Here is a 21,979-nt window from a genome sequence, read left to right as displayed (position 1 = left end):
CTGCGGCCGGTGGACGTCGCCCGGCGGGCCGGCTGCTCGGTGCAGCAGATCCGGGTGCTGGAGAACGCGGGGGTGCTGCCTCCCGCCGCGCGCACCGCGTCCGGCTACCGGGTCCTGGGCCCCGACCACGTGGAGGCCGCGATCGCCTATCGCGCGCTGGCGGCCGCCGTCGGGCCTGTCGAAGCGAAGCCGATCATGCGGGCCGCCCTCGGCTCGCCGGCCGCCACGCTGGTCGCGCTCGTCGACTCCGCCCACGCCCGGCTGCACGCCGAGCGCGAAGGCCTGCGGTCCGCGAAGCGGGCGGCCGCGGAGATCATCCGGGAGCCGGTCGGCGACGCCCGGCCGTCGGACGCGATGAGCGTCGGCGAGCTCGCCGACGCGCTCGGCGTGCGCCCCTCCACCCTGCGGCACTGGGAGGCGGAGGGCCTCCTGGCCCCCGAGCGGACGAAGGGGCGCAGACGCGCCTACGCGCCGGCGGACGTGCGGGACGCTCGGGTCGTCGACCAGCTGCGCCGGGCCGGCTACCGGATCGGGGCCCTCCGGGACCTGATGCCCCGGCTGCGCCGGCGCCGCGGGTGGGACGGCGTCGCCGGCGCGCTCCACACGCTGCTGGAGCGTTCGAGCGCGCGGGCGCGGTGACGCCTGTGCCCCCGGCGGCACCGGGGGCACAGGGGCGGTCCGTCCGCGAGCGGCGGGCCGGGCGGCGGCCGCCGCGTCGGCGCGGCGCCTCCGGTCAGGAGTCGCGGGCCTCGCGGGTCTGCGTGCGACTGGCCTTCTGCAGCGCGTCGACCAGCTCGCGCTTGTTCATCTTCGAGCGCCCCGGGACGCCGGCCTCCTGCGCGCGCTCGTAGAGGTGCTCCTTGCTGGCGTTGGCGTCGACGCCTCCGGCTGTCGGCTTGTCTCCGCCGCGCTGCTTGGGCGCCTTGGGGTTGGCGGCCTGCTTGTCGGAGGGGCCCTTGCTCTCCTTGGGCTTCCAGCGGTCGCCCACCTTCTCGTACTGGTGCTTGAGCGCCGCGTAGGCGACGCGGTGGGCGCGCTCGCCCTCGCCGTAGGTGTCGACGGCCGAGTCGTGGGCCTTGATCCAGGTCTCCTGGGCACCGCGGGGCGAGCGCCGCAACGTGTCGGGAAGCTCCTCTCGCGCCGGCATCGGCGTCCTCCTTCCGCTGTCGCGCGGGGACGGGCGGGCCCCCGCGTCGGCTGCTACTTCTCCTGCTCCTGCTCCTGAACCTGCAGCAGGACCTGCCGGCAGGCGTCCTCGGCCAGTCGGCACCGGTCGGCGCACAGCCGGCAGTGCTCGTGGCGCTCGCTGTGCCGCTCGCACTCGCGGGCGCAGGCGCCGGTGGCGAGGACCGCCGCCTCCAGCAGCCCGCGGTGCACCTCGGGGTCGGGCTCGGTGCGCCGGGTGAGGACGCGCTCGGCGGCGGAGCAGACGTCGGCGCAGTCGAGGTTCAGGCGCACGCAGCCCACGAGTGCGGCCGCGTCCGCCTCCCCCAGGCAGGCGTCGGCGCACGCGGTGCACGACTGGGCGCATGCGGCGAGCCTTTCCACGGCGGTCTTGAGCAGATCCACGTCGGCGTCGCCGGTGCCGCGCGGATGGCTGCGCAGGAACTCTTCCGTCTGTGTCGGCATGGTCGGAGCACCTCTTCGGCTCGGTCGCGTTGACGGAGGGCCTCGCCGGACCGCTACCGACATCGGCCCGCGCCAAACGCCGGGGGCGGAGCGGCGCGGGCGCCGAGCGCTGCCGGTCCCGGGGTGTTTGGGGACACGGGGGCGCAGGTAGCGGGGTGTTGACACGTGCGCCGCGCGCGACGGCGGAGACCGCATTCTCAGGAGGCCGACATGGTGCGTGAACGCCTCGACCCCGAGACGGCCGAGCTGTGGCGCGAGTTCCACGCCACCGTGAACATGCGCGGCGAAGAGCTGCGCCGCTGGCTGCTGACCGACGCCTCAGGGCCCGACACCTTCTCCGCCGAGCCGTCGATGGACGTCTCCCGGCTCGGCCGGCGCATCGTGGCGATCCTGGACAAGCGCCGGGTCGATCTGACCTCCGAGGACGTCGACACCATGCGCGGGGTCGTGGAGAACGCCGCCCGGCTGCTCGCGGTGCCCGCCGAGGAGCGCGGCGAGCAGTGGCGCCACGACCTGATGACGCTGGGACATGACCCGCTGCGCCCCGACCCCGCGAGCCCGGAGGAGGAGCCCGGCGCCGAGGGCCCCCGGTAGGGCGCCGCCCCCTGCGCCCGGAGCAGCGGGGCCCGACGGGTTTCGGGCCGCCGCGGGGCGGTAGCGGATGCGGGGCGACGACGGGGAGGAGCAGCGACATGAACGTGCAAACCGTCACAGTGGCGGACGGCGACGCGGAGCTGACGGGCGACCTGACGACGGTGCCCGGCGCCGCGGGCGTGGTGCTCTTCGCCCACGGCAGCGGCAGCTCGCGGCACAGCCCACGCAACAGGGAGGCCGCCGACGCCCTGAACAAGGCGGGCTTGGCGACCCTGCTCATCGACCTGCTGACCGCGGACGAGGACCGCATCGACCAGGCCACCCGGCAACTGCGCTTCGACATCGGGCTGCTGACGCGGCGCCTGACGGCCGCCGCCGACTGGCTGGCGCAGGACCCCCGGACCGCCGGGCTGGACGTGGGCCTGTTCGGGGCGAGCACGGGCGCGGCCGCGGCGCTGGCGACCGCCGCCGACCGCCCGCGGCAGGTGGGCGCGGTGGTCTCCCGGGGCGGCCGGGTGGACCTGGCCGAGGACCGGCTCGCCGAGGTCTCCGCGCCGGTGCTGATGATCGCGGGCAGCGCCGACGAGCCGATCGTGCGGGTCTCCTTCGCCGCGTCGGAGAACCTGCACGTCCTCAACGAGGTGCACCTGGTGCCCGACGCCACCCACCTCTTCGAGGAGCCGGGCGCGCTGGAGCAGGTCGCCGGTGCGGCGATGGCCTGGTTCGGCGACCATCTGGGCGCCGACCGCTCCAGCGGGCAGCGCTGAGACCCGGGCGGCGCGCGGAGCCGCGCGGCTCCGCGCGCCGCGCCTGCCCTCCCCTCGACCCTGCGGCTTGCCGCATCAGTCGCGCCGGTCAAGGGCCAGTCGTGGCCGGATTCGGCCAACCGCGCCGGCCGCACCGCAGAATACGGCACCCGACCAGCTCACCGGCCGTTCCGGTCACCCGCCGGACACGCTCGGCGAGCGGCGCCGCACCCTGATCCCGTCCGCCCCATTGCTTCGCCCACAACTAATAGTTAAGTTTCCTAAAAAATAAGCGAAGGCCACTCGCAGTACGGACGGAATCCGATGAGCGTGCCCTCTTCCTGCACCGGCAACGCCCGCGCACCCCCGCCGCCGCGCCACCCCCGCCGCGCACGGCGGCGGCCGGCCCCGACCCGGCGTTCCGCCGCCCCGACCGGCCGAGCGAGCGGCCCCCGACCCGCTCACGCCCGGCCCCGCCCATCCCCCCGCCCCGCTCGGCGAAGTAGGAGCGAACAAACGTGAAGACCCCCCGAATCAGACCGGCGGCCGCGATGGCGCTGGCCGCCGCGCTCGCGATGAGCCCGCTGTACGCCGCACCCGCGGCGGCCGCCGCCGACGTCACCGTCGTCTACACCGAGGGCCAGACCTGGGAGACCGGGTACAGCGGCCAGTTCACCATCATCAACGAGGGCGACACCGCACTGCAGGACTGGACGATCGAGTTCAGCCTCCCCGACGGCACCGCCGTGAGCAGCATGTGGAACGCCGACGTCGCCGAATCCGGCGGCACCTACACCGTGACCCCGCCCTCCTGGGGCGCACCGGTCCCCGCCGGCGGAAGCTACGGGATCGGGTTCAACGGCTCCTTCTCCGCCGGTACGACCGCCACCGAGCCGGCGACCTGCACCATCGACGGCGCACCGTGCTCGGGAGGCTCCCCCTCCGAGGACACCGCGGCGCCCTCCGCACCGGCCGGCCTGCGATCCGGCGCCCAGACCGCCGACAGCGTCACCCTGAGCTGGGACGCGGCGAGCGACGACGTCGGCGTCGCCGGCTACGAGGTGCTGCGCGGCGGCGAGGTCGCCGCCTCCACCACCGGCACCGCGACCAGCGCCACCGTGGGCGGGCTGGCGGCCGACACCGAGTACACGTTCTCCGTGCGGGCCTACGACGCCGCGGGCAACCGCTCGGCCGCCGGCGACCCGGTCACCGTGCGCACCTCCCCCGACGACGGCGGCGGCGACCCGGGGCCCGGCGGCGACCGCAGGGTCGGCTACTTCACCCAGTGGGGCATCTACGCCCGCGACTACCTGGTGCAGGACGTCGACACCAGCGGCACGGCCGAGAAGCTGACCCACGTCAACTACGCCTTCGGCAACGTCTCGGCGGACGGCCAGTGCTTCATGGCCAACCAGCCGGGCGAGGGCGACGCCTACGCCGACTACGGCCGCTCCTTCGGCGCGGCCGAGAGCGTCGACGGCGACGCCGACACCTGGGACCAGCCGCTGCGCGGCAACTTCAACCAGCTGCGCGAGCTGAAGGAGAAGCATCCCGGCCTCAAGGTGCTCATCTCGCTGGGCGGCTGGACCTGGTCGAAGAACCTCTCCGACGCCGCGCTGACCGCCGAGTCGCGCGAGCGGCTCGTCAGCTCCTGCGTGGACATGTACCTGCGGGGCAACCTGCCCGTCATCGACGGCGCCGGCGGCACCGGATCGGCCGCGGGGCTCTTCGACGGCATCGACCTCGACTGGGAGTGGCCGGCCTCGGCGGGCCACCCCGACAACACCTTCCGGCCCGAGGACAAGCAGAACTTCACCGCCCTGGTGCAGGAGTTCCGCGACCAGCTCGACGCGCTGGAGGCCGAGAACGGCCGCCAGTACGAGCTGAGCTCCTTCATGGCCGCGGACCCGGAGAAGATCGAGGCCGGCTACGAGGTGGGCGCGCTGATGGAGGACTTCGACTTCGTCACCGTGCAGGGCTACGACTTCCACGGCGCCTGGGAGGACACCACCAACCACCAGTCCAACCTCACGCCGATCCCCGGCGACCCCGGGCCCGACACCTACAGCACGCAGGAGACCATCCAGGCCTACATCGACCGCGGCGCCGACCCGGCCGACCTGGTGATGGGTGTGCCCTTCTACGGCCGCGGCTGGACCGGCGTGCCCGCCGGGCCCGACGGCGACGGGCTGCACCAGAGCTCCTCCGGCGCTGCCCAGGGCCCGTTCGAGAGCGGGATCGACGACTACAAGAACCTCAAGGACCTGACCGGCTACACCCTGCACCGCGACGACGAGGCCGGAGCGGCCTGGTTGTACAACGGCTCCACCTTCTGGACCTTCGACGACCCGACCGCCATGCGGCAGAAGGTCGCCTGGGCGAAGGAGCAGGGCCTGGGCGGGATCATGGCCTGGTCCCTGGACGGCGACGACGCCCAGGGCAGTCTGATGGCGGCGATCGACGGCGCCCTCGACGGCGCCTGACACCCGCCTCACTCGGGGGCCGGGCGCTCCTCCCGGCCCGGCCCCCGCCGGCGTGCGGCCGCTTGGGTCAGCAGGGGCCGCACGCCCTCGGCTGCGCACCTCGCCGTGCACGCAGCCCCGCCCCGCCGCCGGCCGCACCGGAACCGGCGGCGGGGCGGGAGCGAGCGCACGCGCGCCCCCGCGGCGCGTGCGCTCGTCGTCCGTGCGGCCTGCGCGAGCCCTGTTCTCGCGGGCCGCGGATGCCCCCGGTGCGGACGGTCCGGGGCGCGGCGGCGGTTCCGCGGACGGGCACCGCCGGCGCCCCGGCCGAACTCACCCCCGTGCCGCCCCGGCGAGCGGCGCACGCTGCCCGCCGGGGCTGGAGCGCGCTGACGCGCTCCGCGGCCGGCGCCCGCGGCTCCCCCCGAACACCGCGGGGCGCCGGCCCTGGGACGGTTTCCGCGTGGCGCGTACTCCCGTCCGCGAGGTCCGGGTGCCCGTGCTGACGAGCACCCGCACGCGGAAGAGGCCCTCGACTCTTCCTTTCGCGTGTAGGGGACCGGCTATCCGCACACCCCCGGTTCATGCATGCGGATCGCCAAAGATTCGCAAGCCGGCGGTCGCCGGTGCCGCCGGACGGCAAAGCCCACCGGGGCGGCGCGGCCCCCGTGCGCGCGCTCACATCCGCCTGAATCCCGACACAGCAGGCGTTCCAGCACCGTAATTCACATCACGGGCAGATAAACGGCGTACCGGGACTTAGCAAACGGGGTCCCGTGTTGCAGCGACGGTGCCCCGCGATGGGGCCCGTTCCCGCGCACCGGCCCTCCCGCGGCTTCACGGTGCCGTATCCCGCCGTTTTCCGGTCTTCCTTCGTCATGCCTGCTGGAGTGTGAGTGAGCCTTACCGCTGTGCGCCCGCGGACCGACGCCGCGCCGCAGACGCCGACTCAGCGTGCCGACCGCCCCCGGCGGTCGGTCGTCCTGCTCGTGTTCATCCTGGGAGTCCTGTCCGCGACGAGCTCCCTGGCGACCGACCTGTACCTGCCCGCGTTCCCGCAGATCGCGGACGACCTGAACGCCCCCGAGTCCCAGATCCAGCTCACGCTGACCGCGGTGATGGTCGGCCTGGCGCTGGGCCAGCTCGTCATCGGCCCGCTCAGCGACCAGCTGGGCCGCCGCAAGCCGCTGCTCGTAGGGATCGCGGCCTTCACCGCGACCTCGCTGCTGTGCATGGTCGTGCAGTCGGCCGAGGTGTTCACCGCGGTGCGGTTCGTCCAAGGGCTGGCGGCCGCGGCCGGCATGGTGATCTCGCGCGCCGTGGTGCGCGACACCTTCGACGGCGAGTCCGCCGCCAAGTTCTTCTCCCGGCTGGTGCTGCTGGTCGGGCTGGCGCCGATGCTCGGCCCGCTGCTGGGCGGTCAGCTGCTGCTCATCGGGCCCTGGCAGCTGATCTTCGCCGTGCTGGGCGCGGCGGGTCTCGCCGGCTTCGCCCTGGTCTTCTTCGGGCTGCCGGAGAGCCTGCCCACAGGGCAGCGCGTGCGCCAGGAGCCCAAGCAGATGCTGCGGCACTTCGGCCGCCTCGTGGTCGACCCGCGCTTCATCGGCCCCGCGCTGACCATGGCGCTGAGCTTCGCGATGACCTTCACCTACATCTCGGCGTTCTCGTTCGTCTCCCAGGAGGAGTTCGGCGCGACGCCGCAGCAGTTCAGCCTGATCTTCGGGATCAACACGCTCGGCATGATCCTGGGCAACCAGGTCAACGCCGCGCTCATCGGCCGGATGCACACCACCCGGCGGCTGCTGCTGGGGCTTGCGGGCGCCCTCGTTTCGGTCGCCGTGCTGCTGGCGCTGCACCTGACCGGGCTGTCGGGCCTGGTCTCGGTGACGGCCGTGCTGTTCGTGATGATGTTCTGCACCGGCCTCATCTCGCCCAACGCCACGACGCTGGCCATCGTCAGCCAGCCGGCGTCCTCGGCCGGCAGCGCCTCGGCCCTGCTGGGAACCCTGCAGTTCGCCATCGGCGGCACCCTCGCCTCGGCGGCCGGGCTGCACGGCGGGACCACGATGGCGAGCATGGTGCTGGTCATGCTGATCACCGGGCTCGCGGCGACCGGCGTGTTCGCGGTGACCGCGGCCCGGGGCCACACCCGCTAGGCAGCAGCGGGCACCGGGCCGACCCGCCGGCGCCGGTTCCCGCCCCCGCGATGGCCGGCTGCCCGAGGCTCACCGGGCCGCCGGCCGAGCCGTCCCGGCGCGCCTGCGGCCCGGGTCCCTCAATCGGGGCCCGGGCCGCTCTGCTCGGCGGAGCCCGCCAGGACCCGGATGCCCAGGCCCGCCAGCAGCATGTCCGCCTGCTGCGGCGATACCGTGGCGCCGCGCAGCGCACCGGCGTCTGCCAGGTCGATCTCGCCCAGGTCGGCGCCGCGCAGGTCGGCTCCGTCGAAGTCCGCGCCGGCGAGCGTCGCGCCGCGCAGCCGGCTCTCGCTCCACACCGTCGCTCGCAGGTCGGCCTCCGTGAGGTCGGCCTCGTCCATCCGTACACCGTGGATCCGCTGTCCGCGCAGTGAGACGCCCTTGAGCCGCGCCAGCATCAGGTTGCAGCGGGCGAAGGCGCAGCCGATGCCGCGCAGGCCGCTCAGCCCGGCGCCGGTCATCCGGCAGGCGGTGAAGACGGCCTCGGTCAGCACGGCGCGCGCCCATTCGGTGTTGGCCAGGTCCACGCGGTCGAAGGCCGTGCCGATGCACTCGGCCCCAATGAAGCGCGCTTCGGCGGCGCCGCCGCCGATGAACCGGGCACCGTCGAGTGCGGCCCCGTCGAACCGCGCACCGGCCAGCCGGCAGCCCTCGAACACCGCGCCGACCAGGTGCGCCCCGCGCAGGTCGGCGCGGGTCAGATCGCAGTCGGCGAACACCCGCGGCGCCGTCGGCTCCTGCTCCAGGTCCGCACGCAGGTCCCGGTCGGCGAGGTCGGCCCCGCGCACCTCGCCACCCGCTGCCAGGTCGTCAATCCTCATGCGGCGACCGTAGTGCAGCCGGGTGACAGCGCGGAGGGAGCGCGCGGACGCCGCGGGCGCACGGCATCGCCCCGGCGCCGGTCGAGCTCCCCCCGCCTAGCTAGCGGTGCAGCTTCAGGGCGAGGTAGAAGTCGACCCGGTCCTCAAGGCGGCCGAGGTCGCGGCCGGTGAGCTCCTCGACGCGGCCGATGCGGTAGCGCAGGGTGTTGACGTGCACGTGCATGGCCGTGGCGCAGCGCTGCCAGGAGCCGGAGTAGGACAGGAACCGCTCCAGCGTGGCCACCAGGTCCGAGCGGTGGGTGCGGTCGTAGTCCAGTACCGGGCCCAGCAGCCGGTCGCGGTAGGAGGTGCGGACCTCTTCGGGTACCGAGGCCAGCAGGAGCTCGTGGGAGTCCAGCTCGGCGCCCGCGGCCACGCCCGCGCGGCCGCGGCGCAGCGCGGCGGGGCGGCGCGCGTGGCCGGCCTCCATCGCCGCGCTGCGCAGAGCGGCGACTCCGGGCACGGCGGTGCTGACGCCGACGGCCAGGCGGTGGTCGCGCAGTCCCGCCTCCAGCACCGCCGAGCGGCGGGCGATCTCGGCGCGGAGCGCCTCCGCGCCCGTGTCGGCGCCCGAGGCGGGGGGCGCGCCGCCGTCGCCGCCGTCGCCGCCGTCGCCCATCTCGCCCCCGGAGCCGTCGGAGCCGTCAGAGCCGTCGGCCGGCGGCTCCTCCGCGGCGACCGGCACCACGGCCATCGCCCCGCCGTCGGCGGCCAGCGCCGTGGCCGACAGTCCGGCCACCAGCTCGCCCAGGACGCGCCGCGCCAGGTCGGGGGCCGCGGGCTCGGGCACCAGCTCGGCGCTGACCACCACGTGGCGTGCGCGGGCGCGCTCCTCCTCGTCCGGGGACCCGGCGACCTGCAGCAGGGCGGCGGCCTCGTCGAAGCGCTGGGCCGCCAGCAGCCGCGGAAGCCCCTGGACGTGGCGGGCGTCGTCGGCGGCCCGCTGCTCGCCCAGGCTGCGCGCCAGCCCGGCCAGGGCCGCCAGCTCCTCCACCGATTCCGCGCCGTCCTCGGGCCAGGAGTCGGGACCGCCCTCCACCGCTAGCACCCAGTCCACCAGCGGGTGGGACTCGCGCCCGCCCACCGGCACCACGGTGACACGGTGCCCGGGGCCGCCCGGTTCGGCGAGGTCGGCGGTGTGGCGGTGCGGCCGCCGCAGCGCCTGCGCAGCGAGCCGCTCGCGCTCGCCGCGGGAGGGGCGGGCGCCGACGCCGGCCACCGGCCGCCCGGTGCTGGAGACCACCCGGCACGCCAGCCCCGCCTGGTCGGCGGCGGTGGCGAAGACACCGCCGAAGTCGGCTCCGGCGGCCAGGTCGGCCATCAGCCGCCGGTGCCGCTGCCGGGTCTCGGCCATGCCGGCGAGCAGGCTGCCGGTCTGCTCCCGCTGCACCTCCTCGGCGATTGCGGCGAAGGAGGTCGCGGCCGGGACCTCGATCAGCGGCAGGCCGTGGCGTTGGCAGGCGTCGACCAGGTCGGCCGGTACGGCGCCCAGGGCGGCGCCGGCGCCCAGGCCCGCGGCGCCGGAGGCGACCAGACCGCGCACGAAGGTGTCGCTGTCGCCGGGGCCGCTGCGCCACATCAGCCCCGTCAGCACCAGGTCGCCGCCGCCGAGATAGCGTTCGGGGTGGAGCAGGTCGGTGGTGTAGACGCGGCCGACCTCGCGATCGGCGTGCTCGGCCCGTGTCAGGAAGCGCAGCCGCAGATGCGCGGCGGCGACCAGATCGCTGATACGCATCGGCGCTCCTTCTCGCCCCTCCGACTGCGCGCCTCGGCACGGCACGCACCGCTGGACCGCGCGCGGCCGCCGAGTGCGCCCCGCTCCGCGTGGCGGACACGTTAGTCCACGGCGGCGGTTGTAGGAAACAACGAAGAGCGAAAGGTGGCCGCGCGAGCACTTCGTGCCATCGCGTGCTGGTCGCAGGCGGGTGCGCGGCTGTCTACTGCTGGACGGGGAGCGCCCGGACTGCGGCGGGCCGGCGCCCCGTTCACCCCCGCGCCGACGACGAGGAACGCCGATGGAGTTCATCTCCCCCTCCACCTGGGAGGACGCGCTGGCCGCCAAGAGCGGCCGGCCCGACGCGGTGCCGATCATGGGCGGCACCGACGTGATGGTGGAGCTGAACTTCGACCGGCGGCGCCCCGCGGCGCTGCTGGACCTGAGCCGGGTGCCCGAACCGGCGCAGTGGGGCCCCGACGGCCCGTACCTGAGGCTGGGGGCGGGGGTGCCCTACACCGAGGTCGTCGAGCGGCTGGCGGCCCGCGCGCCGGCACTGGCGCGGGCGGCCCGCTCGGTCGCCTCGCCGCAGATCCGCAACCGCGGCTCGGTGGGCGGCAACCTGGGCACGGCCTCGCCGGCCGGCGACTGCCACCCGCCGCTGGTGGCCGCCGGCGCCCTGGTCGAGCTGGAATCCGTGCGCGGCGTCCGGCGCGTGCCCGCGCGCGAGTTCTACCTCGGGCCGGGCCGCAGCGCGCGCGAGGACGACGAGCTGATCTCGGCGGTGCTGGTGTCGGCCCCCGCGGGTCCCCAGCAGTTCAGCAAGATCGGCACGCGCAACGCCATGGTCATCGCGGTCGCCTCCTTCTCGCTGGTGCTGGACGCGGCCGCGCGCAGCGCCGGCACCGGGATCGGCTCGGCCGGGCCGCGGCCGCTGCGCAGTCCGCGGGCCGAGGAGTTCCTGGCCGCGGAGTTCGACTGGGAGGGCGGAACCGATCCGTCCGAGGCGGCTGCGCGGCACTTCGGAGAACTGGTGGCGGCGGCCGCCCAGCCCATCGACGACGTGCGCGGCAGCGCGGCCTACCGCAGGCAGGCGCTGTCGGTGATGGCGCGCCGCGCCGTGCTCTGGTGCGCCGCCGACTACCGGAAGGGAGCCCGCTGATGCGGGTCGAGTTCACCGTGAACGGTGAGGACGTGGCCGCCGAGGACGTCTGGCCCGGCGAGAGCCTGCTGTACGTGCTGCGCGAGCGCCTGGGCCTGCCGGGCAGCAAGAACGCCTGCGAGCAGGGCGAGTGCGGCTCCTGCACGGTCTATCTGGACGGTGCGACGGTGTGCGCCTGCATGGTCGCCGCCGGGCAGGCGCAGGGCCGGCGGGTGCGCACGGTGGAAGGCCTCGCCGCGGCCGAGGGCGCGGACGCGGGCCCCGAGGCCCGCCTGGGCACCGTACAGGAGGCGTTCGTCGAGGCCGGCGCGGTGCAGTGCGGGTTCTGCACCCCCGGTCTGGTGGTGCAGGCCGACGACCTGATCGGGCGCACCGTGGGCGCGGGCGGTCCGGTCCCCGGCGACGCCGAGATACGCGAGGCGCTGGCGGGCAACCTGTGCCGGTGCACCGGGTACCAGGCCATCGTCGAGGCGGTGCGCACGGCCGCCGAACGCGCGCAGGCGGCCGCGGCGGGAGGTGCGCGATGAGCACGGTGGTGATCGAGGGCGCCTACGTCGCAGCGGGCGAGGGCACCGAGCACGGGAGCGGCCACGTCGTCGCCGAGGACGGCGTGATCACCGCGGTGGCCTCCGGCCCCGCGCCGCCCGCTGCCGGGGCGCGGCGCATCGACGGGCGCGGCCTGCTGGCGACGCCCGGCCTGGTCAACACCCACCACCACCTCTACCAGTGGGCCACCCAGGGGATGTTCGCCGACTCCACGCTGTTCGAGTGGCTGACCGACTCCTACGCCCTCTGGAGCGGCCTGGACGCCCAGACCGTCTCCGAGACCACCACGGCCGGCGCAGCCTGGCTGGCGCTGTCGGGCTGCTCCACCTCCTCCGACCACCACTACGTGTTCCCGCGCGAGGCGGAGGCGATGGCGGCCGCCGAGGTCGAGGCCGCCCGCGCGGTCGGCGTCCGGCTGGACCTGGCGCGCGGGTCGATGGACCGGGGCCGTTCGGCGGGCGGGCTGCCGCCCGACAGCGTCACCGAGAGCCTGGAGGGCGCGATCGCGGCGACGGAGGCGGCGATCGACGCCCACCACGACCCGTCCTTCGGTTCGATGACGCGGGTCGCGGTGGCGCCGTGCTCGCCGTTCACCGTCAGCCGCGAGCTGATGTCGGCGGCAGCCGAGCTCGCGCGCGCCAAGGGGGTGCGCCTGCACACCCACCTCGCCGAGACCGCCGACGAGCAGGAGCAGTGCCTGGCCGAGTTCGGTACCACGCCGGTGGGCTACGCCGAGAAGCTGGGATGGCTGGGTGAGGACGTGTGGCTCGCGCACGGCGTCCACCTCTCCGACGACGCGATCGGGCGGGTCGCAGCCTCCGGCACCGGGGTCGCGCACTGCCCCAGCTCCAACGCGCGCCTGGGCGCGGGCATCTGCCGCACCCCCGAGCTGCTGGGTGCGGGAGTCGCCGTGGGGCTGGGCGTGGACGGCCCGGCCTCCAGCGAGCTCACCGGGCTGGCCGGCGAGATGCGCCAGGCCCTGCTCATGGCCCGGGCCCGCGGGGGCCCGCGCGCGCTGAGCGCCCGCCAGGCCCTGCACATGGCGACTCTCGGCGGCGCGCGCTGCCTGGGCCGCACGGCCGAGCTGGGGTCGCTGGAGGCAGGCAAGCTCGCCGACATCGCACTGTGGCGCGTGGACGGCTTCGGCCGCGACGTGATCGACGACCCCGTCGCGGCGCTGGTGTTCTCGCCGGCTCCGCCGCTGGAGCACCTGCTGGTGGGCGGGGAGTCGGTGGTCGCCCGCGGCGAGCTGCGCACCGTCTCCGCCGATGCGGCCGCTGCGGCCGGCCGCAGCGCCCACCGCCGGATCGTCGCCGAGGAGGCCCGCTGATGACCGCATCCGCCCCCGGCCGCGCGGCCGCCGCGCGGGCCGGCGCGGGCACAGCCGGTGCCGCGCGCACGGGCCTGGAGAGCAGCACCCGCGACGGTGTCGGCGCCAGCCCGCGGCGACCGGACGGGACGCTGAAGGCCGCCGGCGAGTTCGCGTTCTCCTCCGACATGTGGATGGAGGACATGCTGTGGGGCACGACGCTGCGCAGTCCGCACCCCCGCGCGCGGATCCGCTCGATCGACGTCTCGGCGGCGCTGGCCGTGCCCGGCGTGCACGCCGTGCTGACCCACGAGGACGTGCCCGGTGAGAAGCGCTACGGGCTGGAGACGCGCGACCAGCCGGTGCTGGCCGCCGACCAGGTGCGCTACAAGGGCGAGCCGGTGGCGATCGCCGCCGCCGACCATCCCGAGACCGCGCGCCGCGCGCTGGACCGGGTCCGCGTGGAGTACGAGGTGCTGGAGCCGGTCTGCGACCCCCGGCGCGCCGCCTTCGACCCCGACTGCCCGCTGGTGCACGAGGAGGCGGTCGGCGCCCACCCCGAGCACAACCCGGGCGGCAACGTCGTCCGCCGCCAGCCCGTGCGCACCGGCGCCTTCGCGCACGGCGCCGGGGCCGCCGAGCTTCGGGCGCGCGCCGCGGCGGTGGTGCGCGGCACCTACCGGGTGGGCATGCAGGACCAGGCGTTCCTGGGCCCGGAGTCGGGGCTGGCGGTACCGGCCCCCGACGGCGGGGTGGACCTCTACATCGCCACCCAGTGGCTGCACGTGGACCAGGGCCAGATCGCGCCCTGCCTGGGGCTGGACCCGGACCGGGTGCGGATGACGCTGGCGGGGGTGGGCGGCGCGTTCGGCGCCCGCGAGGACCTGTCCATGCAGATCCACGCGTGCATGCTCGCGCTGCGCACCGGCCGGCCGGTCAAGTTCGTCTACAACCGCGAGGAGTCGTTCTTCGGCCACGTGCACCGGCACCCCGCCACGATGCGGTTCGAGCACGGCGCCGACGCCGAGGGGCGGCTGCTCTACGCCACACTGGAGATCGTGCTGGACGGCGGCGCCTACGCCTCGACCACCGCCGCGGTGGTGGGCGTGGCCTCGTCGTTGGGCCTGGGCCCCTACGAGATCCCCAACGCGTCGATCGACGCCTACGGGGTCTACACCAACAACCCGCCCTGCGGCGCGATGCGGGGCTTCGGCGCGGTCCAGGCGTGCTTCGGCTACGAGGCGCAGATGGACCGGCTCGCCGCCGAGCTGGGGCTGCACCCGGTCGAGCTGCGGACGAGGAACGCGCTGTCGCAGGGCTCGCGGATCGCGACCGGCCAGCGCATCGACATGCCGCTGCCCATGGCCGAGATGCTGGCGCGGTCCCGCGCCATGGCGCTGCCGGTCGCCCGCGAGGCGCTGCCCGACCCCGCCGACCCCCGCACGCTGCCGGGCGGGGTGGCCGGTACGAGCCGCGGCGAGGGCGTCGTGCGCGGCGTCGGCTACGGGGTCGGGCTGAAGAACCTGTGCTTCTCCGAGACCTTCGACGACTACTCGACCGCCCGGGTGCGCCTGGAGGTCGTCGGCGGCGAGCCCGCCGTGCTGGTGCACACCGCCGCCGCCGAGGTGGGCCAGGGCCTGGTGACGCTGCAGGGCCAGATCGCCCGCACCGAGCTGGGCGTGGAGCGGGTCACGATCCTTCCCGCGGACACGTCGGTGGGCTCGGCCGGCTCCTCCTCGGCCTCGCGCCAGTCCTATGTCACCGGCGGCGCCGTGAAGGCGGCCTGCGAGGCGGTGCGCCGGCGCGTGTTCTCGCTCGTGCGCGAGCGCGGCCTCGCCGGTGCCGACCACCCCGACGACGACCTGGCGCTGGAGGGCGGCACGGTGGTCTCGGCCGGTGGAGAGGTGCTGGCGCCGCTGGCCGACGTGCTGGGCGGCGCCGCCGTGGAGGAGACCCGGGTGTTCCGGCACCGCCCCACGCGCATGCTCGACCCCACCACCGGCCAGGGCGACTCCCACGTGCAGTTCGGGATGTGCGTGCACCGGGCGGTGGTCGACGTCGACGTGGACCTGGGGCTGGTGAAGGTCGTGGCCTTGGACGCGGTCCAGGACGTCGGCCGGGCCATGCACCCCCGCCAGCTCCTCGGGCAGATCCACGGCGGCTCGGCCCAGGGGCTGGGGCTGGCGCTGATGGAGGAGGTCCACGTCGCCGGCGGGGTGATCCGCAACCCCTCGTTCACCGACTACCTCATCCCCACGGTGCTGGACACGCCGCCGATGGGCGTCGAGGTGCTGGAGCACGCCGATCCGCACGCACCCTACGGGCTGCGCGGCGCGGGCGAGCCCCCGACGCTGTCGTCGACTCCGGCGATCGTGGCGGCGGTGCGCGACGCGACGGGCCGGACGCTGGCCCGCGCGCCGGTGCGCCCCGAGGACATCGTGGGCGTCGAGCACTGAGGCGTTCCCGGCGGCCGCCGCCGGGCCGGGGCGGCGGGTCCGCGGAGCGGCGGCGCGGGCTGGTTAGTCTCGGGGCCATGAAGATCTCTACTGCATTCGTTACGGGGGCCAGCACCGGGTTCGGCGCGGAGATCGCGCGCCGCTTCGCGGGGTCGGGCGTGCGCGTGGTGGCGGCGGCGCGCCGCGGAGAGCGGCTGGCCGGGCTGGCCGAGGAGCTGGCGCCCCACGTGCACCCGGTGGAGCTGGACGTGCGCGACCGGTCGGCGGTGACCGCGGCGATCGAGGGGCTGCCCGCCGAGTTCGCCGAGGTGGACGTGCTGGTCAACAACGCCGGGCTGGCGAAGGGCCTGACGGGGGCGGCCGAGGCCGACCTGGACGACTGGGAGCAGATGGTCGACACCAACTGCAACGGCGTCATGTACTGCACGCGCGCTCTGCTGCCGGGCATGGTCGAGCGCGGGCGCGGCCATGTCGTCAACATCTCCTCGACGGCGGCCAACCACCCCTACCCGGGCGGCAACGTCTACGGCGCCACCAAGGCGTTCGTGCGCCAGTTCAGCCTGAACCTGCGGGCCGACCTGCACGGCACCGGCGTGCGGGTGACCGACGTCGAGCCGGGGCTCGTCGGCGGCACGGAGTTCTCCGAGGTGCGCTTCGACGGCGACCGCGAGCGCGCGCAGGCCGTCTACGAGGGCACCCGGCCGCTGATGCCCGAGGACGTGGCCGAGACCGTCCACTGGGTGGTGGCCCAGCCGGCCCACGTCAATGTCAACACCGTCGAGCTGATGCCGGTATCGCAGTCGTTCGCGGGGCTGTCGGTGTGGCGCGGGCAGGAGTGAGCGCGGCGCCGGCCGCGGGGCGCCGGGCGAAGGCGGGGGTCAGTCCAGGGACCGGACGAAGCGCGCGGCCCCGGCTCCGCTCATCCCGGCCTGCTCGGCGACGGGGCTGACCGCTTCGGCCGTGCGCCGCAGGTCGCGCAGGTTGCGCACACGCGCGGCCGGTCCGGCGCCGGGCCCTGCGGTGCCCGCCGCCCGAAGGCCGGAACCGGCCGCCCGGCCCGGATCGCCTCGACGATGTCCGTGGCCGGCTGCAGCCCGTAACCGGTCGCCCGCCGGATCTCCGTGATCGCCGGGATGGTCCTGCCCTCGGCGATCAGCTCGCGGGCGGTCTCCACGGCCTCGGACGGCACCGGCTTCGACTCCGCCGACTCGGACGGCTCCGGCGGGGTCCGGCCCGGCGCCGACCACGACGCGCGGCTCAGGTCGACCCGCAGAAACCGCCGCAGCAACCGGGGCAGCCCGGAGACGGCGGCCGGCGCCGCCGCAAGGACCAGCAGGAGGTCGGCGCGGACCCCGAAGACCTGCGGGAGCGAGCCGACGGTTGAAGGCCGCGGCTCAGTCGCCGGCGGACTCGCCGAGGGTGGGCACGCTGCGCCCCTCGCTCAGCGCGTCGACCACGGCCTTGGCCGAGCGCAGGTCGTAGCCGGTCGCCTCGCGCAGCTCCTTGATGGCGAGCACGGGCTTGCCCGCGTCGACGCGCTCTTGCACCCGGTCGAGCACGTCGGCGGGCAGCGGCCTGCTCAGCGGAGCGCCCGGGGAGCTCCGCCGCTCGGCACGGCGCTGCGACTCCCGGTACAGACCGAGACCGATGCCGGCCAAGACGACGGCGGCGGCCGCGAAAGCCCACAGGTAACCGTCCATCCGGCCAGTCTATGCGCCCTTCGCCGGGCTCCCGCCGCAGGCGCCCAGGTGCGGCGGTCCTCCGGGCTCCTCCCGCCTGACGAGGCCGGCGACCAGGTCGGCCACGAGGGCGGCGAGCTCGCCGCCCTCCTCGGTCTGCAGGCCCTTGCGCGCCAGGTGGCCGGAGCCGGCCAGGGTGACCAGGCCGTGCAGGGCCGACAGGGACAGGATGGCCATGGCGCGCGGATCGCCGGACCGGACGACGCCGGCGCGCTGGCCTTCGCCGAGGGAGTCGACGCTCGCCTGCAGCAGTTCCTCGGCGGCCTCGTGCACGTCGGCGCCGTCGACGTGGGACAGGTGCTCGCCGAACATCAGCCGGTAGTGCTCGGGGTGGTCGACGCCGCTCTGCAGGTAGGCGGAGAAGGCGCGGCGCAGTGCAGCGGGCACCTCCTCCACCGGGGTCTGCGCTGTGGGCAGCGCGGAGACGACCGCCGCGCGCACCTCCCCCAGGCTGCGCAGCGCGACGGCGCGCAGCAGGTCGTGCTTGTCGTCGAAGTGGCGGTAGGGCGCCGCGCGCGAGACGCCCGCCAGCTCGCCGACCCGGCGCATGGTCACGGCGTCGGGGCCGCCGTCGGCCAGCAGCTCGGACGCGGCTCCGATCAGACGCTCACGGGTGTCGCCCGCAGCACCCGCGACTGCGGGGTCGGCCGCGCCGGCCGGCCTCCTCTGCTGAGCTGCGGACATGCCGTGACATTAGGCCACGGAGGTTGACAACGTCAACACCGCCGCCTACGTTGACGTTGTCAACACCGCCTCCGGCCACCTCTTGGGAGCACCGCGTGGGCACCACAGTCAACGGGACGCCGACGCAGATCGGCGCCGACCCCGCAACCACCGCCGCCGAGTTCGTCCGCGACGGACTCGGCCTGACCGGAACCAAGACAGCGTGCAACGCCGGGGTCTGCGGATCCTGCACGCTACTCCTCGACGGCACACCCGCCGCCTCCTGCCTCCTGCCGGTGACCGCCCTGGAAGGCCGCGCGGTCACCACCGTCGAGGGGGTCGGCGACGGCGCGGAGCACCCCGTTCAGCGCGCCTTCGCCGCCCACGACGCCATGCAGTGCGGATACTGCACGCCCGGCTTCGTCGTGGAGGCCGCCGCCTTCGTCGACCGGCACCGCGCCGAGCACGGCGACACCGCACCCACACGCGACGAGATCGCCGACGCACTGGCCGGGCACCTGTGCCGCTGCGGCGCCTACCCGGGCATCTACGCCGCCGTCGCCGCCGCCTGCGCCGGGGAGCACGACGACGACGCCGCCGCGTCGGCCCCGCCGCGCGCCGAGGCCGCCGAGAAGGTGTCCGGGCGCGCCCGCTACACCACCGACGTGCGTCCCGAGGGCTGCTGGGAGGCGGTGATCGTGCGCTCGACCCGGGCGCACGCCCAGGTCCAAAGCGTCGACGCGGGCGGAGCACCGCAGGTGGACCTCCTCGGCGCCGACCGCACGGTCCGCTACGTCGGCCAGCCGCTGCTGGCGGTCGCCGCGCCCACCGCGGCCAAGGCGCGGGCCGCCGCCGAGCAGGTCCGTGTCGACTACCGCGACCTGCCGGCCGCGGTGGACCCCGCGACGACCCACCGGCCCGAGGCGCCGGTGGTGTACCCCACGCGCGCCGAGCGCGGCGCCGCCCTCACCCACGCCGAGGGCGGCGTGCCGCCGGCCCGCTGGCGGGGCAACGTCCGCGGCCCCTTCAGCCTGGGGTGGCGCGGCGCCACCGCCGTCAAGCGCATCGGCGACGCGGCCCGGCGCGGCGATCCCCGCCTGGTCACCGGCGCGTTCCAGACTCCGGCCCAGGTGCACACGCCGCTGGAGCCGCACGCCTGCGTGGCGCGCTGGGACGACTCCGGCGGACTGCACCTGCACGCCTCGACCCAGTCGGTGATGGCGCTGGCCGAGGCCGCCGCCAAGCACTGGGACCTGCCGCGCGAGCGCGTCCACGTCACGGCCGAGCACGTCGGCGGCGGATTCGGCGCGAAGGCGGGCCTGAGGGTGGAGAACATCGCCGCCGCGGAACTGGCCCGGGCCACCGGTGCTCCGGTGCGGCTGGTCTTCCACCGCGCCGCGGAGCTGACCGACGCCGGCCACCGGCCCGGCGCGCGCATCGAGGTGAACCTGCTCGCCGGCCCCGGCGGCGACCTGGCCGCGCTGACCATGGACGCGTACTCCGACGGCGGCGCCTCCATCGGCGGCACCGTCGCGGTCATGGGCCGGCTGGTCTACGGGCACGCGCCGCGGCGGCTGCGCGACTTCGACGTGGTCACCCACCGCCCGCCGGGCGCGCCGTTCCGCGGGCCCAACGGCGCGCAGCTGCTCTGGGCGCTGGAGCAGTCGGTCGACGACGCCGCCCACCGGCTCGGCGAGGACCCCATCGCGCTGCGGCGCCGGTGGGACGGCAACCGCAAGAGGCACGCGCTCTACGACTGGGCGGCCGCGCTGCCTGTGTGGCGCGAGCGCTCCAAAGGCGCCGCATCGGGCCGGTTCCGGCGCGGTGTGGGCATGGCCGCGGCCAACTGGCTCTACCTGCTGGACCGGTCCACCGCGGTGGACCTCGTGGTCGAGGACGGCACGGTGGTCGCCGAGACCGGGGTGCAGGACATCGGCACCGGCGCCCGCTCGGTGGTCGCCGACGTCGTGCGCGGCGAGCTGGGCCTGCCGGCCGAACGCGTCGCGGTGCGCACCGGCAGCAGCGACCTGGCCTACGCGCCCGCGTCCACCGGCAGCCGCACCACGGCGTCGCTGGGGCCGGCGGCGCGCGACGCCGCGGCGAAGCTGCGCGAGGAGGCGAGCCGCCGGGCGGAGGGGGCCCCGGGCGGGTCGGGCGGTCTGGACGCCGCGGCGCTGGCCGCGCTCGAGGGGGTGCGGGTGCGCGGCGGCCGCCGCCGCGACCGGCGCGGCTACGTGACCCCGTTCTCCCTTTCGGACGGCGGCACCGTGGGCCGCGGGTTCACCGGCGCGGTGCACGTGATGGAGGTGGAGGTCGACACGCTGCTGGGCACCGTGCGGCCCACCCGCTGCTGGGCGGGGATCTCGGCGGGGCGGATGTACGCCGAGCGGCCCGCGCGCAACCAGTGCGAGGGCGGCGTGGTGCAGGGCATCGGCTACGCGCTCTATGAGCAGCGCCGCGACGACCCGCTCACCGGGGCCGTCCTGACGGCCAACCTGGAGGACTACCGCATACCCGGGATCGGCGACACGCCCGAGATTACCGTCCACTTCCACGAGAAGGGCTGGGAGCACGTGACCGGCGGGGGCGTGGGCATCGGCGAGGTGTCGACCATCGGCGTCGCCGCGGCGGTGGGCAACGCCGTCTTCGACGCCACCGGCTGGCGCCCGCACGACCTGCCTATCCGGCCCGACCGACTGCTCGAAGGGATCGGCGCGAAATGAGCACACCAGGGGACGTTGCCGCGGCCGCCGCGGCGCTGCGGGATTCCGCAGCCGAGGCACGGGCCGGAGGCACCGACGTCATGGCGCGGCTGAGCGAGGGGCTGGCCGCCGCCCCCTTCACCGACCTGCACCGGGTGCGGGAACTGCGCGGCGTGGAGTGGCGGGCCGACGGATCGGCGCGCATCGGCTCCACGACCACCGTCGCCGAGATCGCCGCCGACGCCCGGCTGCGCTCGGCCTACCCCGCACTGACGGCCACCGCCGGCGCCCTGGCCACCCCGCAGATCCGGGCGGTGGCGACACTGGGCGGCAACCTGCTGCAGCGCAACCGGTGCCCCTACTACCGCAGTGCGGCGTTCGACTGCCTGCAGAAGGGCGGCGACTCCTGCCCGGCCCGCGCGGGCGACCACCTGCACGGCACCGCGGTCGACCAGGGCGCGGACTGCGTGGCCCCGCACCCGTCGTCGCTGGCGGTGGCGCTGCTGGCCTACGGCGCCGACGTGGAGGTGGAGGGTGCCGGACCGCGGCCGGTGGGCGACCTCTACGACGGGTCCGACTCCACCCGCGACCACGTGCTGGAGGCCGGCGCGCTGGTCACCGGGGTGGCGCTGCCGGTCCCCGCTGCGGGCGAGAGCGCCGCCTACCGGCGCGCGACCTCCCGATCGCGCGCGGAGTGGCCGCTGGTGGAGGCGGTGGTGCGGGTCGTGCGCACCGGCGGTGCCGTCACGGAGGCGGCGGTCGCCGCGGGAGCGGTGGCGCGGACTCCGCTGCGCCTGCCGGAGGTGGAGCGGGCCCTCGTCGGAGCGTCGGGTCCCGACGCGGCGGCCGCCGCCGTGGCGCCGGTGCCCGCCCTGTGCTCCCCGCTCCCCCAGACCGGCTACAAGGCGGTCCTGCTGCGCGACACCGTCCGCGACGCGCTGGAACGGGCGCTGGAGCCGCAGGGCGGCGCATAGCGGAGGCGCACCGCCCGCCGAGTGCCGGGCTCCGGCCGGCAGGCGGGTCCCGCGCCCGCCCACCGCTCGCGCGCGCCGCGCAGTAGCGGCGCGCGCGGACGGCGCGGGCGGGCGGCGGGGTGTCCTGGAGGCGCGGCGTGCGTGTGAATGGCGCGCCCCCGGCCGCCCCGCCGCGGGCGGGACCCGCCCGAGAGCGAGAAGGGGGCAACCGCGCCTTCCGGCGGCGCC

At 75.8% G+C, this 21,979-nt stretch carries 18 protein-coding genes; 12 read left to right on the top strand and 6 right to left on the bottom strand.

What is annotated here, in order from left to right; all coding sequences use genetic code 11:
• Positions 1-9: 9 nt before the first annotated feature.
• Positions 10-639: a MerR family transcriptional regulator gene (locus tag ABEA15_RS05455; RefSeq protein WP_345555729.1), complete on the top strand. Its 630-nt coding sequence runs from the start codon at positions 10-12 to the stop codon at positions 637-639.
• Positions 640-733: 94 nt separating this feature from the next.
• Here the strand turns inward: ABEA15_RS05455 and ABEA15_RS05450 are convergent, their stop codons facing one another.
• Both ABEA15_RS05450 and ABEA15_RS05445 read right to left on the bottom strand, forming a co-directional pair.
• Entirely contained in the window at positions 734-1,147 is a 414-nt protein-coding gene (locus tag ABEA15_RS05450) for a ChaB family protein (protein WP_344143944.1), read from the bottom strand.
• Positions 1,148-1,200: 53 nt separating this feature from the next.
• Complete coding sequence (locus tag ABEA15_RS05445) at positions 1,201-1,629, bottom strand: four-helix bundle copper-binding protein (protein ID WP_344143941.1); 429 nt, start codon at positions 1,627-1,629, stop codon at positions 1,201-1,203.
• 210 nt (positions 1,630-1,839) lie between these two features.
• Between ABEA15_RS05445 and ABEA15_RS05440 the strand changes: the two genes are divergently transcribed.
• From ABEA15_RS05440 to ABEA15_RS05425, 4 genes are all read left to right on the top strand, one after another.
• The gene (locus tag ABEA15_RS05440) at positions 1,840-2,223 is read left to right on the top strand and encodes a DUF3140 domain-containing protein (RefSeq protein ID WP_345555728.1); all 384 of its coding nucleotides are present in this window, start codon (positions 1,840-1,842) and stop codon (positions 2,221-2,223) included.
• Positions 2,224-2,321: 98 nt separating this feature from the next.
• Positions 2,322-2,990, top strand: a complete 669-nt coding sequence (locus ABEA15_RS05435) for a dienelactone hydrolase family protein (RefSeq protein ID WP_345555727.1) — start codon at positions 2,322-2,324, stop codon at positions 2,988-2,990.
• Between the two features lie 530 nt (positions 2,991-3,520).
• Positions 3,521-5,452 (top strand): glycosyl hydrolase family 18 protein, encoded by a 1,932-nt coding sequence (locus tag ABEA15_RS05430; protein WP_345555771.1) that lies wholly within the window; start codon positions 3,521-3,523, stop codon positions 5,450-5,452.
• A gap of 875 nt (positions 5,453-6,327) precedes the next feature.
• Positions 6,328-7,587 carry a multidrug effflux MFS transporter gene (locus ABEA15_RS05425; protein ID WP_425579361.1) on the top strand — a complete coding sequence of 420 codons (1,260 nt, stop codon included), beginning with the start codon at positions 6,328-6,330 and terminating at the stop codon, positions 7,585-7,587.
• A 119-nt stretch (positions 7,588-7,706) separates the two neighbouring features.
• Here the strand turns inward: ABEA15_RS05425 and ABEA15_RS05420 are convergent, their stop codons facing one another.
• On the bottom strand, positions 7,707-8,447 hold the full coding sequence (locus tag ABEA15_RS05420; protein ID WP_345555726.1) for a pentapeptide repeat-containing protein: 741 nt from the start codon (positions 8,445-8,447) through the stop codon (positions 7,707-7,709).
• A 100-nt stretch (positions 8,448-8,547) separates the two neighbouring features.
• Complete coding sequence (locus ABEA15_RS05415) at positions 8,548-10,221, bottom strand: PucR family transcriptional regulator ligand-binding domain-containing protein (protein ID WP_345555725.1); 1,674 nt, start codon at positions 10,219-10,221, stop codon at positions 8,548-8,550.
• Positions 10,222-10,501: 280 nt separating this feature from the next.
• Here ABEA15_RS05415 and ABEA15_RS05410 point away from each other — a divergent pair, with 280 nt between their 5' ends.
• The 5 genes from ABEA15_RS05410 to ABEA15_RS05390 all read left to right on the top strand — a co-directional run bounded on the left by ABEA15_RS05410 (position 10,502) and on the right by ABEA15_RS05390 (position 16,512).
• Positions 10,502-11,362: an FAD binding domain-containing protein gene (locus ABEA15_RS05410; RefSeq protein WP_345555724.1), complete on the top strand. Its 861-nt coding sequence runs from the start codon at positions 10,502-10,504 to the stop codon at positions 11,360-11,362.
• Positions 11,362-11,889 carry a (2Fe-2S)-binding protein gene (locus ABEA15_RS05405; RefSeq protein WP_345555723.1) on the top strand — a complete coding sequence of 176 codons (528 nt, stop codon included), beginning with the start codon at positions 11,362-11,364 and terminating at the stop codon, positions 11,887-11,889. Before ABEA15_RS05410 ends, ABEA15_RS05405 begins: the two co-directional genes overlap by 1 nt.
• Entirely contained in the window at positions 11,886-13,238 is a 1,353-nt protein-coding gene (locus ABEA15_RS05400) for an 8-oxoguanine deaminase (RefSeq protein ID WP_345555722.1), read from the top strand. Before ABEA15_RS05405 ends, ABEA15_RS05400 begins: the two co-directional genes overlap by 4 nt.
• A complete protein-coding gene (locus ABEA15_RS05395; RefSeq protein WP_345555721.1) occupies positions 13,238-15,673 on the top strand; it encodes a molybdopterin cofactor-binding domain-containing protein in 2,436 nt (811 codons plus the stop codon). The genes ABEA15_RS05400 and ABEA15_RS05395 overlap by 1 nt, the downstream gene beginning before the upstream one ends.
• 77 nt (positions 15,674-15,750) lie before the next feature.
• Positions 15,751-16,512, top strand: coding sequence for an SDR family oxidoreductase (locus ABEA15_RS05390; protein WP_344143918.1), 762 nt, complete (start codon positions 15,751-15,753; stop codon positions 16,510-16,512).
• 555 nt (positions 16,513-17,067) lie between these two features.
• Here ABEA15_RS05390 and ABEA15_RS05385 read toward each other — a convergent pair.
• Together ABEA15_RS05385 and ABEA15_RS05380 are read right to left on the bottom strand one after the other, a co-directional pair.
• Positions 17,068-17,373: a hypothetical protein gene (locus ABEA15_RS05385; RefSeq protein WP_344143916.1), complete on the bottom strand. Its 306-nt coding sequence runs from the start codon at positions 17,371-17,373 to the stop codon at positions 17,068-17,070.
• A 9-nt stretch (positions 17,374-17,382) separates the two neighbouring features.
• Positions 17,383-18,096, bottom strand: coding sequence for a TetR/AcrR family transcriptional regulator (locus ABEA15_RS05380; protein WP_344143914.1), 714 nt, complete (start codon positions 18,094-18,096; stop codon positions 17,383-17,385).
• A 95-nt stretch (positions 18,097-18,191) separates the two neighbouring features.
• Here ABEA15_RS05380 and ABEA15_RS05375 point away from each other — a divergent pair, with 95 nt between their 5' ends.
• Both ABEA15_RS05375 and ABEA15_RS05370 read left to right on the top strand, forming a co-directional pair.
• Entirely contained in the window at positions 18,192-20,798 is a 2,607-nt protein-coding gene (locus ABEA15_RS05375; RefSeq protein WP_345555720.1) for a molybdopterin-dependent oxidoreductase, read from the top strand.
• Positions 20,795-21,751, top strand: coding sequence for an FAD binding domain-containing protein (locus ABEA15_RS05370; RefSeq protein WP_345555719.1), 957 nt, complete (start codon positions 20,795-20,797; stop codon positions 21,749-21,751). The genes ABEA15_RS05375 and ABEA15_RS05370 overlap by 4 nt, the downstream gene beginning before the upstream one ends.
• Positions 21,752-21,979: the final 228 nt, after the last annotated feature.

This window comes from Streptomonospora halophila, from assembly GCF_039542725.1.
In the GTDB taxonomy this organism is placed as follows: Bacteria; Actinomycetota; Actinomycetes; order Streptosporangiales; family Streptosporangiaceae; genus Streptomonospora; species Streptomonospora halophila.
The sequence above is the reverse complement of the archived record's forward strand: the minus strand, read 5'-3'. Positions and strand labels throughout refer to the sequence as shown.

What these genes read in the sequence shown, in the direction of transcription:
- ABEA15_RS05450 (WP_344143944.1), bottom strand. Translation starts at nt 1,147, where the DNA reads ATGCCGGCGCGAGAGGAGCTTCCCGACACGTTGCGGCGCTCGCCCCGC.
- ABEA15_RS05445 (WP_344143941.1), bottom strand. Translation starts at nt 1,629, where the DNA reads ATGCCGACACAGACGGAAGAGTTCCTGCGCAGCCATCCGCGCGGCACC.
- ABEA15_RS05440 (WP_345555728.1), top strand. Translation starts at nt 1,840, where the DNA reads ATGGTGCGTGAACGCCTCGACCCCGAGACGGCCGAGCTGTGGCGCGAG.
- ABEA15_RS05435 (WP_345555727.1), top strand. Translation starts at nt 2,322, where the DNA reads ATGAACGTGCAAACCGTCACAGTGGCGGACGGCGACGCGGAGCTGACG.
- ABEA15_RS05430 (WP_345555771.1), top strand. Translation starts at nt 3,521, where the DNA reads ATGGCGCTGGCCGCCGCGCTCGCGATGAGCCCGCTGTACGCCGCACCC.
- ABEA15_RS05420 (WP_345555726.1), bottom strand. Translation starts at nt 8,447, where the DNA reads ATGAGGATTGACGACCTGGCAGCGGGTGGCGAGGTGCGCGGGGCCGAC.
- ABEA15_RS05415 (WP_345555725.1), bottom strand. Translation starts at nt 10,221, where the DNA reads ATGCGTATCAGCGATCTGGTCGCCGCCGCGCATCTGCGGCTGCGCTTC.
- ABEA15_RS05410 (WP_345555724.1), top strand. Translation starts at nt 10,502, where the DNA reads ATGGAGTTCATCTCCCCCTCCACCTGGGAGGACGCGCTGGCCGCCAAG.
- ABEA15_RS05405 (WP_345555723.1), top strand. Translation starts at nt 11,362, where the DNA reads ATGCGGGTCGAGTTCACCGTGAACGGTGAGGACGTGGCCGCCGAGGAC.
- ABEA15_RS05400 (WP_345555722.1), top strand. Translation starts at nt 11,886, where the DNA reads ATGAGCACGGTGGTGATCGAGGGCGCCTACGTCGCAGCGGGCGAGGGC.
- ABEA15_RS05395 (WP_345555721.1), top strand. Translation starts at nt 13,238, where the DNA reads ATGACCGCATCCGCCCCCGGCCGCGCGGCCGCCGCGCGGGCCGGCGCG.
- ABEA15_RS05390 (WP_344143918.1), top strand. Translation starts at nt 15,751, where the DNA reads ATGAAGATCTCTACTGCATTCGTTACGGGGGCCAGCACCGGGTTCGGC.
- ABEA15_RS05385 (WP_344143916.1), bottom strand. Translation starts at nt 17,373, where the DNA reads ATGGACGGTTACCTGTGGGCTTTCGCGGCCGCCGCCGTCGTCTTGGCC.
- ABEA15_RS05380 (WP_344143914.1), bottom strand. Translation starts at nt 18,096, where the DNA reads ATGTCCGCAGCTCAGCAGAGGAGGCCGGCCGGCGCGGCCGACCCCGCA.
- ABEA15_RS05370 (WP_345555719.1), top strand. Translation starts at nt 20,795, where the DNA reads ATGAGCACACCAGGGGACGTTGCCGCGGCCGCCGCGGCGCTGCGGGAT.